Origin of the sequence: Brevibacillus fortis (genome assembly GCF_003013395.1) — a bacterium.
GTDB lineage: Bacteria > Bacillota > Bacilli > Brevibacillales > Brevibacillaceae > Brevibacillus > Brevibacillus fortis.
Genome location: NZ_PXZM01000046.1, coordinates 39831 through 54453 on the forward strand (window position 1 = coordinate 39831; position 14623 = coordinate 54453).

Annotated in this window: 16 protein-coding genes; 5 read left to right on the forward strand and 11 right to left on the reverse strand. The window is 47.0% G+C overall.

Annotated elements, in window-relative coordinates; translation table 11 throughout:
* Nucleotides 1-10 precede the first annotated feature (10 nt).
* The 4 genes from C7R93_RS25820 to C7R93_RS25835 all read right to left on the reverse strand — a co-directional run bounded on the left by C7R93_RS25820 (nucleotide 11) and on the right by C7R93_RS25835 (nucleotide 3662).
* Complete coding sequence (locus C7R93_RS25820; RefSeq protein ID WP_106841477.1) at nucleotides 11-583, reverse strand: TetR/AcrR family transcriptional regulator; 573 nt, start codon at nucleotides 581-583, stop codon at nucleotides 11-13.
* A 349-nt stretch (nucleotides 584-932) separates the two neighbouring features.
* Nucleotides 933-1778 carry a DUF2785 domain-containing protein gene (locus C7R93_RS25825; RefSeq protein ID WP_106841478.1) on the reverse strand — a complete coding sequence of 282 codons (846 nt, stop codon included), beginning with the start codon at nucleotides 1776-1778 and terminating at the stop codon, nucleotides 933-935.
* Nucleotides 1775-2503 (reverse strand): alpha/beta fold hydrolase, encoded by a 729-nt coding sequence (locus tag C7R93_RS25830; RefSeq protein ID WP_106841479.1) that lies wholly within the window; start codon nucleotides 2501-2503, stop codon nucleotides 1775-1777. The genes C7R93_RS25825 and C7R93_RS25830 overlap by 4 nt, the downstream gene beginning before the upstream one ends.
* Nucleotides 2484-3662, reverse strand: a complete 1179-nt coding sequence (locus C7R93_RS25835; RefSeq protein WP_106841480.1) for a DUF4272 domain-containing protein — start codon at nucleotides 3660-3662, stop codon at nucleotides 2484-2486. Before C7R93_RS25835 ends, C7R93_RS25830 begins: the two co-directional genes overlap by 20 nt.
* Nucleotides 3663-3810: 148 nt before the next feature.
* On the opposite strand from C7R93_RS25835, the gene C7R93_RS25840 reads away from it, so the two are divergent.
* The gene (locus tag C7R93_RS25840) at nucleotides 3811-4899 is read left to right on the forward strand and encodes a suppressor of fused domain protein (RefSeq protein ID WP_106841481.1); all 1089 of its coding nucleotides are present in this window, start codon (nucleotides 3811-3813) and stop codon (nucleotides 4897-4899) included.
* Between the two features lie 191 nt (nucleotides 4900-5090).
* Here the strand turns inward: C7R93_RS25840 and C7R93_RS25845 are convergent, their stop codons facing one another.
* The 4 genes from C7R93_RS25845 to C7R93_RS25860 all read right to left on the reverse strand — a co-directional run bounded on the left by C7R93_RS25845 (nucleotide 5091) and on the right by C7R93_RS25860 (nucleotide 6884).
* Nucleotides 5091-5381 (reverse strand): hypothetical protein, encoded by a 291-nt coding sequence (locus tag C7R93_RS25845; protein WP_106841482.1) that lies wholly within the window; start codon nucleotides 5379-5381, stop codon nucleotides 5091-5093.
* Nucleotides 5378-5680, reverse strand: coding sequence for a DUF2089 family protein (locus tag C7R93_RS25850; RefSeq protein ID WP_106841483.1), 303 nt, complete (start codon nucleotides 5678-5680; stop codon nucleotides 5378-5380). The genes C7R93_RS25845 and C7R93_RS25850 overlap by 4 nt, the downstream gene beginning before the upstream one ends.
* 133 nt (nucleotides 5681-5813) lie before the next feature.
* The gene (locus tag C7R93_RS25855; protein ID WP_106841484.1) at nucleotides 5814-6290 is read right to left on the reverse strand and encodes a DUF1579 family protein; all 477 of its coding nucleotides are present in this window, start codon (nucleotides 6288-6290) and stop codon (nucleotides 5814-5816) included.
* Nucleotides 6291-6521: 231 nt separating this feature from the next.
* Complete coding sequence (locus C7R93_RS25860) at nucleotides 6522-6884, reverse strand: winged helix-turn-helix transcriptional regulator (protein WP_106841485.1); 363 nt, start codon at nucleotides 6882-6884, stop codon at nucleotides 6522-6524.
* Between the two features lie 124 nt (nucleotides 6885-7008).
* On the opposite strand from C7R93_RS25860, the gene C7R93_RS25865 reads away from it, so the two are divergent.
* Together C7R93_RS25865 and C7R93_RS25870 are read left to right on the forward strand one after the other, a co-directional pair.
* On the forward strand, nucleotides 7009-7803 hold the full coding sequence (locus C7R93_RS25865; protein WP_106841486.1) for an alpha/beta fold hydrolase: 795 nt from the start codon (nucleotides 7009-7011) through the stop codon (nucleotides 7801-7803).
* 25 nt (nucleotides 7804-7828) lie between these two features.
* The gene (locus C7R93_RS25870) at nucleotides 7829-8491 is read left to right on the forward strand and encodes an NAD(P)H-dependent oxidoreductase (protein ID WP_106841487.1); all 663 of its coding nucleotides are present in this window, start codon (nucleotides 7829-7831) and stop codon (nucleotides 8489-8491) included.
* 116 nt (nucleotides 8492-8607) lie between these two features.
* Here the strand turns inward: C7R93_RS25870 and C7R93_RS30475 are convergent, their stop codons facing one another.
* Nucleotides 8608-9813 (reverse strand): hypothetical protein, encoded by a 1206-nt coding sequence (locus C7R93_RS30475; RefSeq protein ID WP_208637855.1) that lies wholly within the window; start codon nucleotides 9811-9813, stop codon nucleotides 8608-8610.
* A 375-nt stretch (nucleotides 9814-10188) separates the two neighbouring features.
* Here C7R93_RS30475 and C7R93_RS25880 point away from each other — a divergent pair, with 375 nt between their 5' ends.
* On the forward strand, nucleotides 10189-10839 hold the full coding sequence (locus C7R93_RS25880) for a hypothetical protein (protein ID WP_106841488.1): 651 nt from the start codon (nucleotides 10189-10191) through the stop codon (nucleotides 10837-10839).
* 52 nt (nucleotides 10840-10891) lie between these two features.
* Here the strand turns inward: C7R93_RS25880 and C7R93_RS25885 are convergent, their stop codons facing one another.
* Nucleotides 10892-11539 (reverse strand): hypothetical protein, encoded by a 648-nt coding sequence (locus C7R93_RS25885; RefSeq protein ID WP_106841489.1) that lies wholly within the window; start codon nucleotides 11537-11539, stop codon nucleotides 10892-10894.
* Nucleotides 11540-11807: 268 nt separating this feature from the next.
* Nucleotides 11808-12317: a DUF2165 family protein gene (locus tag C7R93_RS25895; protein WP_106841490.1), complete on the reverse strand. Its 510-nt coding sequence runs from the start codon at nucleotides 12315-12317 to the stop codon at nucleotides 11808-11810.
* Between the two features lie 330 nt (nucleotides 12318-12647).
* Between C7R93_RS25895 and pdxR the strand changes: the two genes are divergently transcribed.
* Nucleotides 12648-14111, forward strand: coding sequence for a MocR-like pyridoxine biosynthesis transcription factor PdxR (pdxR, locus tag C7R93_RS25900; RefSeq protein ID WP_106841491.1), 1464 nt, complete (start codon nucleotides 12648-12650; stop codon nucleotides 14109-14111).
* Nucleotides 14112-14623: the final 512 nt, after the last annotated feature.

The following is a 14623-nucleotide window of genomic DNA, read 5'->3' on the forward strand; positions in this document are numbered from 1 at the left end:
CAAAAAAATCCTACACTTGAATCAAGTGTAGAAGTGTCTGACCAGCGTTTACGAGTACTTGTGCATGGCCTTGCGATTCAGCCATGAGCATCGCTCCTTCCACAATGGTCACGAGCAAGACTGCCGTTTGCGGAATCGAGATATTTTCCTTGAATTCTCCACGGGCGATTCCCTCCACGAGCAGCTTTTCCGCTAGATTCTGCCATTCGATCAAGAACTCGTTGATTCGCGCTTTTACTTCTGGTATTTGTGCCGACAGTAAGGAAAGAATCGGACAGCCTCCCACGCAGGAGCGCCCCTCCAGTTCCTCTGCGATGGTGGTAAAAATCAGCTCCACCCGCGCAGAAAGAGACAGGTCTGTTCGTTGCAGGATGGCTTCCAGTGCCCCTCTCAGCACGTTCATTCTGTAGCTGAGTACAGCTACGACGAGCTCCTCCTTGCTTTTGAAGTGGTAGTAGATGTTGGACTTGGAGACTCTGCTATGTGCTACGACGTCATCCATGCTGGTATTCATGAGTCCTTTTTGCAAAAACAAATCAGATGCAGTGACGATGACATGGTCACGGTTTGAGGTTCGTTTCATAATTAGAACTATATAGTCCTAATGGGTGATTGTCAAACGTTCTAGTGTGGAGGAGAAGAAAAAGCGCAGTTCTCTTCGACTCTGACGCGCCAGCAGGGGGGAATTACTGTCCGTCTATACTTAAAAAAGGGGACCGTCGAGCCAAAGCCACCCTACGGGCGGAAGTATCTCAAAGATGAAGTGTTCGACAAGCGTTGTCCCCTTTTTGAAGTTCCGACTGGGTAGGCGTTGTCAAGGTCTACGAGCCCTTCGCTTTTTCTTCTTACTAGCTTTGTAGGTTGACCGCTACTTTTAATACTTAGTATAAAAAAAGGTTGATGCCGTCTGTCCCGGCATCAACCTTCATCAATTAACTGATCGCAAACCTGTTACATTTCGTTACGGCAGCAAGCATGGTAGCCGTCAGCTCGTTTTCCTGGCTATCACGTGCCCTTCTGAGATAAAGACAGCGTAAAAAGTTTTTGCTGTTCACTCGAGAGATTGCTTGGGTACGGCTTTTCGGCAGTTCTGCACAGCTTGCCAAACCGTTGATCCAGTCAGCGAGCTCCTGCTCGGTAAGCAAACCTTTGTCTATCATGGTATCTACGATGCTCGCGAGTCGTTCGTCCTCTTCCTCATTGAAAATGTGCTTTTCGTTATGCAGCACATGCTGGATCGCATGAAGAATGTCGCGTTGTACCGCTTGATCGCTCTCTGGGCACTGCACTAGCTCTACGAACACGTCTGCACCGTGAGCGGTACTGTGAGCCCAGCCTCCCTCGGACAAATAGCCGCGCAAATCCTTCTCCTCTTGAAAATAGCGGAGCATGGCAGTTTTCACGTGCTGGAAATCAGCTTGCTCCAAAAAAGGCTTCTGTCTGTGACGGCGCATAATCAATGCAATCGGCAACGAAGAGAATGTCCTGGTAAATACGGATGGGTCGCTATCGCTGCCGATCTGATAGAACAAATGCTTTTCGTCGGTCAGTTCTCGCAGGAGGCTGCGCAATTGTGCTTCCGTCAGCTGGTTCTCATCGAGAATCCAATAATAAAATGTCGGGTAGATGAGGTTATCTCGCAATTCCGGGTCAGGGTCCCCGATGTATTGCAGCAATAGTCCGACGAAATCCTGCAGCTGCTCACCTTCACGCAGCTGGTATTGTTCCTGCTCTAATCTTTGCAAATCCAGTATGAGCTTGGTTCTTGTTTCGCTCACGTGTTCATCCCCCTCAACATGATTAAAATTTCCTCGATTACGATATCCGGTTCATCGTGATGAATATAATGCCCGCTGCGAGTAGCCATTCTTTGCTTACTCGATGTGGAAAGCCGCCTGAAATCAGCTTGCAGATGCTGTTCGATTGTTAAGATTTCTTCGTTCGGCCATTCCTCATCCCACACGTCCGGTAAGCCTCTCGTGATAATCGAGACAGGTATGTCGCTTTGCCGAAAATAGTCCACGATCTCTTGATAGCTCCGTATCTTATCAATCTTCTCGCTGTTTCGCATCGGATTCTCGTAATATTCTCGATTGGCTGCGATAAGGTTTTCAGGCAAAACCTTCTCATAGGCGAGCTCCTTATATTCGGGAGCAGCGTCAACCAGAACCAGCCCCGAAACGAGATGCGGATACAGGCTGGCAAACAGTCTAGCGACCAAACCGCCAAAAGAATGTCCGACCAAAATACATGACGGTTCCACCTCAATCTCTTGCAGCAACTCATACAGCTCCTCGACCAGATCACGACAAGTCCGCGGTACGACTGCCGCCGCTGGACTCCTGCCAATACCCGCCCGATCATAGGATAAGGTAGACGCTTCCTGCGAGATGCGGTTTTGAACGATCTTCCATGTCTCACAGCTATCGCCCATTCCGGCTAGAAAGATCACACACGGTGTCCCACTTTTTCGCGTATACAGCCTATGTATCCGTCGACACATGATCCCAGTCGTCCTCCATATAACGGACCAGCCAATTCAATGCTCTATGTCTTTCCACAACAACTTCGTCATTCAAACCGCCTGCAACCGTGCGATTGTTGATGCGCGCATCCACGCATGCCCAGTCATAGCGATAGACTAAATCCGCCTGGTCGAGAATCTCTTGTTTGCTTCTCACAACCGCATTGCTGTAGAAGGTGTCATAGTCACCTGCGCTTCTGAGAGCGTCAATCGCAGTGGTCACATCACAAATCTCAGCTGGGAAATTCAGCTCTTCTACATAACCGAGTGCCCACAGCAGTACCCAGTAGCATTCGTACATCCATACCATCTGAATCATATCGGTACGATCTGGCTGTGGATCATTCAAGAAGTCTCTCTCTTTTTCGGTAAAGAATTCAGCAGCGCCAAACTGCTCGATAATTCCCTCGATGAACTCCCGCTCTTCCTTGATTTGTCCGTTTTCAGCGATCCCTCCTGCATATACCGCAATCAAGCAGAGGGCAATCGCTCGCTGAACAATCTCATCCTTGCTCCTGATGACAGCGTCCTCATCCCCTACGATGATAGGAAGATGCGGGATGTACGGAATGCCTTGCTCTTGCAATAGCTTGATGCTCCGCTCTTTGCGTGCTTCTCCTGACTGAGAGGGCTGAATATGTCCATCGATCAGGTCTACGCTGACCGTCACCAGAAAATCGTCCACTTCCGATTCTCCTGCCGTATTGAGAATCAGCATTCCTTGTTTATCGAGCATGTCTCCGGTAGGGAGAAAGACGATCCCGTGCACTTCTTCGGCAATCGCCATAATGGACGCAAACGTTTTCTGGTCGATTTCCTTGCTCGCCACGATTCCTACCGCCACATTGAGCGCTGTAATTTGGTACAACAGCTTTTGCTGGACTTTCTCGTGGGGCGTTTCAATCTGCGCGAAGAAGCCGTACATCCCTTTTTTCATCTGGAGAAACTCTTCTTGGTCATCGTCCTCGCGCATCAGATTGAATGTTATATTGCTTTTGCTAAACCATTTTTTATCTGTCACGGTCACGGCCCGCTCGTCTGCGGATACCTCTACCAATTGATCACGAAAAGCCTCGACAATCGCAGCGACTACTTTCTCGCATTGTTGGATGGAGACATAGATGGTGCATTGATTCATCTGGTAACCTCCTTGGCTGGGGGGGGAAAATTTTCACATTGCTGAATTTTGTAATCAATAGTCAATTATGGTATCCTAACGCTGTTTAATCAAGCACAAATCTTTATAGTTATCGGCGAATCTATCACGATGATTGAAGGTGAATCCTATGAAAAACATCCTAGTAGAGGAGTTTTCCCCCATATGTCCGATTCAAGCTTTTGTTGAAGAAGATGAGAACGGCGTCTTTTTTTATTTGTGGGACTATCCCGGTGAGGAGCATGCAAGCATTCGTTCCTGCTGGGTAATAAATTACGGACCTGCACCGGACTCGATCGATTTTTCTGCCATGGAGGATGGTCAAGCTCCGATGCTTCCACGCGATTGCTGCGCTCATCCGGATGGAGCAGACAGGCTAGACCCGGAGCTGCTCTCGATCGTTTGGCTGGAGGAAGGCGATGCAGCGGCACTTTTGTATGAGAATGAGGTGCTGTGTGTGATTCCCGGCTGGGCTGGTCCTTCCCCGGACGGCTCGCACTATCCTTCGTATGCGCGAGATTGCACCGGAGAATCTCATCTATGCTTCCCGCTGGGAACACCAGAGTCGAACGCCATGTTTGCCCGCATCGAGGCAGCTAAGCATTTTTGGGCGAGCTGGGATGGCAACCCTTGGCCTGACCTCCAGCAGCAGTTCATGGACGCAATTACCTCCACTCTCGGCCCAGTGAAACAATATTACGGCATCGACGGCGGTCACTGGCCTCCGAAAGCATTGGTGACAATCGAAAAAGGAGACGTTACCTATGCGCTGACCCTCGGCGTGTCCATCTTGCGTCAGCCAAAGGTCGAACAGTATACAGAGGAGCCGGAGTCGCTGCGCCGATTCGAGCTGGCTTTTGCCTGCGAAACCAAATGGCTCGCCCAAAACGAAAAGCAATTGCTGGCCTACATCAGCGGTCAAACCTCTCTACCGTGGTCATACATGACCTTCCTCGCACAAGGTCACACCATTCCGTGCCAGGAAATCAGTCAGATCAACAGCCGCTTCTCCTCCATGCTACTCGCACAACCTGAGGATGCACCGGCTATTCCACTTCCGCTCATCGCAGGCGATCCCGTGAATCTGTTATGGTTGATTCCGATTACCGCAGAGGAGCAGCAGTATGCAGAAATGCATGGGTCTGAACAATTGCTTCAACACTCCACTGGAGATGGGGCGGATTGGATTTTTAATGGGGTAGCGAAGTTTATGAAATAAATGTTGTCCCCCGCCAGTTGTGGTCGGGAAGAAGTCCTGCCACATGTTTTCCAGTCGCCTGTATCCTCTCTTCGTTCGGGCGGTCTCCTTCCAAACATGTGACAGGGCTTCCGACCAGCAGTGGTCTTCTTCCCCCACTACAGCAGCTACTTAATAGAAAAAAACCACCCTAATCTAGGTGATTCCAGTCACTACAGATCAAGAAGCTCCATTCTCTCCATCTCTTTCTTCCTCTTCGCCTTCATCGCTCTTCTGCCTTCCGACCATGCTAGTGATAGAATCGCGATCCCACCAATACCTACTAAAACAATAGTGAACTCACTACCTTCTTTAAATAGACCACTCGTATAACCGTAGGCCAAATACCCAAGAAAGATAGCCGGGAAAATCGCACCCCAATAAGCGTGATTCAGCCTGCCGAGTAAATTTTGCATGCCCACAATGCCAAGCCCAACCAAAAATTGAATCAGTCCCGTACTCATCTGTCCTCATCTCTTTCTTGTTTATATTTTTCAATAACGAGCTTGGCTACCTCCAAACTCATCCGTTCGTCAATGACCAGGTTTTTGATCATTTGCACGAACTCTACTTCCGCTTCCTTGCTATGTAATTCAATCTTTTTAATGATTCGGTCGAGCTTGGCCCTCACCGTTGGGTACGATACACCGTACTCATCGGCCATACCTTTGAGAGAGCCCGAACTGATAATAAACTTCCTGATAAATTCGAGGGTCTCCTTGTCCAGAGCTAACACCCAAGATGGAATTTCGTCGCGTTCCATAATCGCCTCGCCTCCCACCTTTAATTATATTAATAAAAACCTTAATTTTATTCAAGTATTTTTTAACAAAATGAAAATCAACCATAAAAAAGGAGCATCCTCACCTGATGCTCCCGCTCGTGTCCTCATCCTTCTACTCAACCTTCCTTAGTCGAATATCCATCCAATGTGCCCAACTCTCATTATTGCCTAGTAATTCCCAAGTGCCAATGAGCGTGTTGCCATCAACACTGAACTTACCGGTAAAACGTTCGGTTTTCCCTGTGATCGTCCAATCTCTGCCCAATAAATTCGCATAGTAGGAAGCTCTGCTTCCATAATTGTCATATGCGTGCGTGAAGTACATTTGACTAGTCGTATCATAGCCGATGATCTCAATGGTCTTGACTTCTTTATCCCCCATCATGCCATCTACATGGTGAATTAGAAAATACCCTCCAGGCAGCCATTCGTAGGTATCGGTTGCTTTCAACTTCGCGGCTTGCCCAGCAGGACTTTCCATAATTAGTCCGTCTGTCACCCATTTCCCCACAAAAATGTTCAGATGAGTAAGAGCCGGATCTGGCTCGGGTACCTCTTGAGAAATATGATTGACATGTTCATTTATCATTCGGAATACCTCCTTATCGAGCAGTGAATTACTTTTAATTCTAGGGCTTTCATGGATGGCATGTTTCTTATGGATTGCTATTTTACTAACCCGAGCGAATAAAAACCCCGCCCCTCATGATGAGAAGCGGGATCACGTTTATCCTCTGGAGAAAATTTGGTCATAGAAAAACTGCACCTCCAATCGTTAGTTGTGTCTAACAATTGGGGTGCAGTTCACAGGTGGCAGTTTTCATGACCCGTTAGCAGTAGATAGAGACTCTCCTGTAGCATCTGTTTGAAAATGCTCTCCCCACTCTCGCAAATAATCAATGACTGGTCCCAAGCCTTTCCCTAGCTCGGTCAGTTCGTACTCTACTTTTGGCGGAACGACGGGATACACTTCACGCTTGACGATTCCTGCTTCCTCCAACTCCCGCAATTGCTCTGCCAGCATTTTATGATTGACACCGGTTATATTTTTCTTTAACTCTCCGTACCTTTTTTTCCCTTGAAGCAGCTGACAAATGATCGATATCTTCCACCTTCCCGCAAAAACCGAGACGGCAAGCTCGATCGGGCAAGGATATTCCTTGCCGTTTAACAGGTACATCATCGATGGCCTCTTCATCCCACTCACTTCCCTTTTCGTAAGTATTAACCGAAAAAGTGCGTACTTACTTTTCTTTAGTGTATTCGGTATGCTCAGTTTTGTAAAACACTTTTAAAGGAGGTAGCTCATGGAAAAACAATTTCGAGTAGGGCAAGTGGACGTCGCTTACGCAGTGGAGGGAAACGGTCCCGCTCTGTTATTGATCCACGGTACAGGCGGCAGTTACGAAACGACTTGGAGCGAGATGGTTAAAGCATTGTCCTCCCAGTACACCATCATCACCCCTAACTATAGTGGTTCAGGAAACACCGTCGATCACCGCGAAAAATTGGAGCTGGATGATCTGGTGGAACAAAATGTTCAAGCCATGAGCAATGAAGGCATCGAGCAGTTCCATGTCGTCGGCTATTCCCTTGGTGCCGTGATTGCAGCTGCCATCGCCGCCAAGTACCCGAATCGAGTAAAATCGGCATCACTGATCGCTGGCTGGGCCGAAAGCGATTTGGCCACTGCCTATCAATTTGACCTGTGGCAAAAGCTGTTCCAGACCGATCGTACACTATTTGCTCAATTTGTGATTCATACGGGATTCAGCCAACAATTTTACCGCCGATTCCAAAACACAGAACAATTGCAGCAGTTGGCAATAGACTTCGCAGCGACACTGGCAGAAGGAACCGGTCGCCAATCCGAGCTGGACGGTCGCATCCATATTCGTCCGCTACTCGATCACATCACAGCGCCAACTCTCGTCATCGGCTTAACCCACGATCGGATGGTTCCGGTTGAGCAAACCAAAGAGCTCGCCTCGCTTATAAAAGGAGCCTCCTATCATGAAATCAACTCCGGGCATTTAGTACCGTGGGAACAGGGAGAGACCCTCATCGAGGAAATCACCCGTTTTCTAGCAACTGTTTCATAAACCTTTTCGAAAGTAGGATGATATCATGCGTAAAGATCAAATTATAGAAGCCTATCAATTCAGACATGCCTGCAAAGAGTTTGATGCAGCCAAAAAAATTACGAATGAAGACTTTGACTTTATTATGGAGACAGCTCGACTGTCGCCCAGCTCCTTTGGTTTTGAACCATGGAACTTCCTCGTGGTGCAAAATCCAGCTCTTCGAGAAAAGCTGTTACCCGTCACATGGGGTGCGCAAAAACAACTGCCGACTTCAAGCCATTTCGTAATCGTACTGGCGCGGACCAAACAAGAGATGGCCGCTGATTCCGACTATATCCAACATATGATGAAAGACACGCAGGCCTTACCAGAAAACGTCGTACAACAAAAAGGCGCTGCTTACGATCACTTCCTGAAAAACGATTTCGCCCTGTTTGACGACGAGCGAGTCATGTTCGAATGGGCGTCCAGACAGACCTACATCGCGCTTGGCAATATGATGACGTCCGCTGCCATGATCGGCATTGATTCCTGCCCCATTGAAGGCTTTGCAAAAGAAAAGGTCGAGGATATCCTTGCGGCGGAGGGACTCCTCGACAGAGAGCGCTTTGGCATCGCTTGCATGGTGGCTTTTGGCTACCGGAAAAATGAGCCCCGTGGGAAAACCAGACAATCGAAGGAAGAGGTTATTCGTTTTATCGGGTAAAACCAGTGATTGGCTCCACGTAGAAAGCATTCGTATTCCGAATGCTTTTTGGCGTTCACCTACACAAAAAAGCAGTCGCCCGCAAACGCAAGCGACTCTCTTCCCTACCTATTTCCTTACTCATCCATATACTGAAAGCCTGTGATACGACCTGCTTCATCCACGGAGATCGTGATTCCCTTGCCTTTGGCTGGACGGAACGTCACGTTTGCATACACAAAGCCATAATTATAGTCTTCAAACATGGCACCGCCACCCCCCTGCTCGACCTTTGCCTCTACTTTATACTGGCTTGCTTGATCGCCTACCAGCTGTTTCAGGAAAACGGCTGCTTTATCTTTTGCCACCTTTTCGGCAGGGAATTTTTTCGATACCCACTCTGGATTTTGAATCAGTACTTTACTCAATTCGTTTGTACGGGTATCCATGATAACGAAAGCCTCTGCACGAGGAGTCGGACTGTACACGCGTTTTTGCGTTTCCAACATTTTCAGGAGCTGCCAGTTACCTTCGACGCCGTAATCATCATAATCGGAAAACTGTGCGGTGTCTGGGAAATGCTTTGTCACCTCGGTAATTACCTTTTCCACCTCAGGGGAAAACTTGCTTTGCTCGACACCTTCTGGAATGCTCACTTCGAATGTTTTCTCATCAAATACGGGTTGGAAATCCACCTTGTCTACGGTGTACGCAAAGGCTTGTACTTGATTGTGATGGAATGTGCGCTTGAGCAGCAGCCCTGTTTCTTTGTCAATCCACAGGTCATCTTGGTAATGATGAGGCTTGCCATCGATTTTCGCGTCTTCTTTTTTGGCGATGTGATATACGGCTCGATTCAACAGTTGTGCTTCCTTCACGGTGATCGCCACCTTCGAATCTGGCAACGCTACTTTCAATCGCTGTAACTCTCGCTTCGTCTTGTTGATCTCATTATCGTATATGCCAATCGCTGCGGAGTGGACAAACCCTCTGCCGCCTTCTTGATACGCCGCCACCTGTCCTGCCTTCCCTACGGCATGCTGAACCCTTTTCCCATCTGAGATTTCCTCTCTCCATTCTCCTTTGAGCGTGTTATCCCATGTTTTCGCCTTTTGAGTCTCGGTGCCTTGCTTCGATTTTGATGTATGCGTCGATTCGATGTACATGGAGACAGGCTGTTTTTTGTCCATTTCTTTGAAGAGCTGGTCAAAAGTGATCGCTTGAGCTTTATTCGCTGCGACTACCATGTTGGTTTGTGCTTGTGCTTGTGCGATCCCGAACGGGGATACCGCGGAGAGAAGGAGTGCTGCCATGCTTACGGTAACAAGTGCTTGCTTTTTCATGCCGGTTCATCCTTTCGACTCGTTGAATGCTGTTCACTTGTTACGATCCTCGTCATGCACAGCTTGTGACACAAATCCCTGAAAAAATTTGTTTTTCAAATTCCTGTCACGTTTTTCTTCCCGGCAGGGTCATCCCTTTTAACAAATCGCTATATGACGACAAACAATATCTGAAAATAGGAAAATACACCCATTTTCCTATTAATTAAATGAGTGTATTTGGTCCTAGTACCTATGAGCATGTAAGAACGGAGGGATATTATTAGAATATTCTCAATTAACCTCATCTATTTCCATTATTATACACCGCATGATAGAATCGGAAAGGAAATTCCGCACATTTCCAATTATGTATAAAAAGGTGGATCTATTCAGATGAAAAAACTAGTATCCGTAGCTTTGCTGCTCTCCATGTTGGCTGTCTCTGCTTGTTCAAACAAGCCAGCTGATACAAAGCCAGCTGAGCAAAATGCAGCACAAACCACAGAAACCGCTAAAACAACTGAAGCTCCAAAAACAGATTCGGCTACACCAGCGCCAACTGCAACAACAAACGACAAGCTGGAAGCGAAAAAGGTACTGAACGACAAAGTGGAAATCTTGATTCCAAAAGGCTTTACTGTCATGTCTGAAGAGATGGCGAAAGTAAAATACCCAATGGAAAACCGTCCTTCCTTGATTTATACCGATGAAAAAGGCTCCATCAACATCGCGTTTAGTCATACGGAAACTCCTGTTCTGGAGGACAGCATCATCAAAGACATGAAGGACCCGATGAAACAAGCGTTCTCCAATTTGTACAAAGATGCAACCTGGTATCGTGATGAAGTAATCCAAATCAACGGGAAAAACGTTGGTGTGTTCGAACTACTGACACCTGGCGCTGATACGAAAATTTACAACCTCATTTTCTTTACAGAGCTCGACGGCAAAATGCTGATGACCACTTTCAATTGCACCGAGGCACAAATGGAAGAGTGGAAGCCGCTCGCACAAGAAATTTTGATGTCTTATAAAGTACAATAAGGAAACACTATTCCCCCTCATAGAGTAAAAGCACCCTCCCATGGGTGCTTTTTTAGCTTTTTCTTTTTGCTGCATCCAACTCTTTCTTCCAACGAAGCAAAGCCTCCCGAGAAGGATACGGATTGGGAAACTGCAATGCTTGCTCGATGGATTGAAAAGCTTGAGCATACATCCCTGCTTTTCTTTGCGCGTCCCACCTATACACCTCTACTTGAAACGCTTTTCCGCTATCATGTATCCACAGCGCAAGCTCAGCGTTGCCATCTATTCCATTGACCCCCGGCATATCCTCCACCTCAACCCTGCTTGCTCGTGTCTCTTGATGGAGCATGTGCATAAATCCATTCGCCGTCCACTGCAAAACATCTATGTTCGACCATAACCCACCTGTTTGCCACCCAATCAATAAGCTATCCATTTGGGCATCTACTATGGGGGCAGCCAATAATTCGGAAACCGTGTAGCCTTGTCCTTTAAAATTGCCAATCAGATGCCAGCGATCCTCGTCCTGCTTGGCGATCATGACGTACATTTCGCCTTGGTTGCGATAAACACAGGCTATTTCCTGACGTGTATCCCCATCGAGATCAGCTAAAATAATCGCTGGTTGATCATGTGGCTTTGGCATGACCACTAGTTCTGCCGTAGGAGGGATCAAGCTCTTTATGACGCGCCAATGCTGCGTTCCGATTCGCTCCATAATGTCTCATCCATTTTTCCAGTCTCAACAAAATATATGCTCCTTTTTTCACTACATGCTCGCAGTATCTAGCGGTCATTATTGGAGCTGCCAGCGGCATCGGTCGTGCATTGGCAATGAGGCATGAATGTGAACTTGTTGGGTGCCATTCACGCTACACAAATTTTCGTACCCATGATGTTAAAACAAGGGACTGAATACCACATCGTGAACACTTAACTCCGATCAAACGAAAAAGCCACGCTCTCGTAGGAACGTGGCTCTTATATTACATGTCAGTTAATTCTCGATCTCGCAAGGAAACCAAAATCACAAAACCAATCATCACCTCTGTAATGTTAAACGCTACCTGCTGACCATTCCATACTTGTGATTGCCACATGGCGAACCACTCTGCGCCTACAATCACAAATCCGAAAAACCAGATACAAAAAGCAAACATATAAGCGATGTATGCGAATGTTTTTGAGTTATTGAATGTTTTTGCATCCTTTTTTATATTACGCAGCATTTTTCCTGCAGCGATCCAACCAAAAAGAGAAAATACCCCTTCCGCCATGATGATTCCGATATAAGCAATGGTATGAGCAGTAGGATCAGTAATCGCTCGCCACATAAGCGCGTTACCCTCGAACGTGGTGTCCATGGACAGAACATGTTGGACAAATTGATAATTGGAATTGTAGTCCATAAGATTCCCTAAGAAAATGGATGTTCCAAATGCTGCGGATAATGCTACGACCAAAACCTTTAAGTACCGTAACATCAAATTACTCAATTGTGATCACGCCTCCTTTCCCTACTTCTTTAACAATCCGCCGAAAAGGTAGAAGTACTTGTCTATTATCATTCTCGATTGGCGTGGCCTCCCCTTTCCATTTGTAAGAGAAATCCATATATTTTTATCACGAGTATTCATCACCACTACATGGAAACCTAAGCTTACTCGATCATGTCTAGTCTTTCTTTATACAAAATCCCTTCGAAAATGAAACCATCCAATTTATGATTTTTTTACCCATCCATGTTCAACAGTTTGGAACGGTTTTGTCACATGTACTTTTCCTAACAATGTTATGATGAAATGGATTCCCTCATATAACAAACAATGAATATGTGCAAGGTTGTGATTATCATTTGGAAGCCTGATCGGTCGAGTACTCAAACTCTATACCACCAAATAGCCGATGAGATTGAACGCAGAATTTCGTATGGAGAGTTTCCCCCTGGGAGCCTGCTCCCTTCTGAGAGAAAACTGGCTGAGCAATTAGGAGTAAACCGAAGCACTGTTATTTTAGCGTACGAGGAACTTCGGGCATTAGGCATCATCGAGAGCAGAACAGGAAGCGGTACTCGTGTGAGTAAAAATAAATGGGAGGCAACTCCGAAGCATACACCCAACTGGCATCGATATGTAGAAGGTGGTCAATTCCTCCCGAATTTGTCTTATCTACGTCGAATCAGAGAGGCCCTGCAAAAAGACAGCAGCCTCATCGATTTTGCGAGTGGAGAATTGTCTTCTCAACTCTCACCAGGCAAGGAAATCAGTACCCAGATGAAGGAAAACCCCTTCACGGAATATCTGGGCTACGACAATCCGCAAGGCTTTACGCCATTGCGTGAAGAGCTGGTCTCGTATTTGTCACGATATCGGAATGTGCAGACAACCGACTCTTCCATTCTGATCACGTCAGGTTCTCAGCAATCTCTGTATTTGATCACACAATGTCTGCTTGCCCCCGGCGATGCAGTGGCCATCGAAGATCCCTCTTATTGTTACTCGTTGCCCATGTTTCAATCTGCTGGACTTCGCCTGTTCCGTCTTCCTGTCAGCAATAACGGAATCGACCCAGAAGATATTCGAGCCTTGTATAAAAAACATCGAATTAAGATGATCTTTATCAATCCAACTTTTCAAAACCCGACAGGGATATGTCTTGATCCAGCTCGGCGCACGCAGCTGTTGGATGTAGCAAGCGAACTCGGTCTTCCGATTGTAGAGGACGATCCTTTCAGTCTGACTTCCTATGACGGCAAGCCTCCACTGCCTCTCAAATCATTGGATCAGCTTGGCTCCGTTGTCTATATTGGTTCCTTTTCCAAAATTGCTGCATCCGGTTTACGAGTCGGTTGGATGGTGGCACCTCACTCCGTTGTCGAGCGTTTGGCAGATGCCCGCCAGCAGATGGATTTTGGCCTGAGCGTCGTGCCACAAAAAATTGCAGCCCAGTTTTTACATTCCGATAACTTCCTGCCGCATTTAGAGCGATTGCGTATGCATTTACAGTACAGAAGAGATTTGCTTGTGGAAGCACTGCAAAAGGAGCTGCCCGATGATATCTCGTTCACCATTCCCCAAGGCGGATTACACTTGTGGTGTAAAATTAACCCGGATGTGAACGACAACCAATTGTTTGAAGAAGCGGTTCGCAGAGGCGTTGTTTTTGTGCCAGGTAGTGTCTACGGTTCAGACTCCGGCTACATTCGTTTTACCTTTGCGCGACCAAAAGAAGAGGAAATTACGCTTGGTGTCGCTAAATTTGCGGCTGCGTTGAAGGCTGTTTTGTCGTAAAGATGGCGGTCGGCCAACGATTGTGGTCGGGGGAAGTCCTGCCACATGTTTTCCAGTCGCCTGTATCCTCTCTACGTTCGGGCGGTCTCCTTCCAAACATGTGACAGGACTTTCGTACAGTTGTTGATTCTTTCGTGTTTTTAAGACGTTTTGCAAGTTAACACAGAGGAAGCTTCTGAAAGTCATTCGAGTTGGCACGAAACATCTTAGAACTACATTCAGCGAATTATTGAATAGCTACACGTGAAGAAGCGCATTTCCAGTCCAAGCGCCTCTGGAGCCCATCCCAGCACCGGAAGAAATGGCGGGGAATTTAAGCTTCACTTATGGAATACTTCTTCGAAACTTCTACGTTTGAAGCGCTCCCGACATTTATTCCGGTGCGGACAGTCATATCTCTCCTTGCAGGGCGTAGGCCGAAGCGTAGACTGGAAATGCGCTTCTTCCCCCACCACAGCAACTACAAAAAAGACCTCCACCGCTTTATCAAGCTGATATGCTCCCCTTCAGGT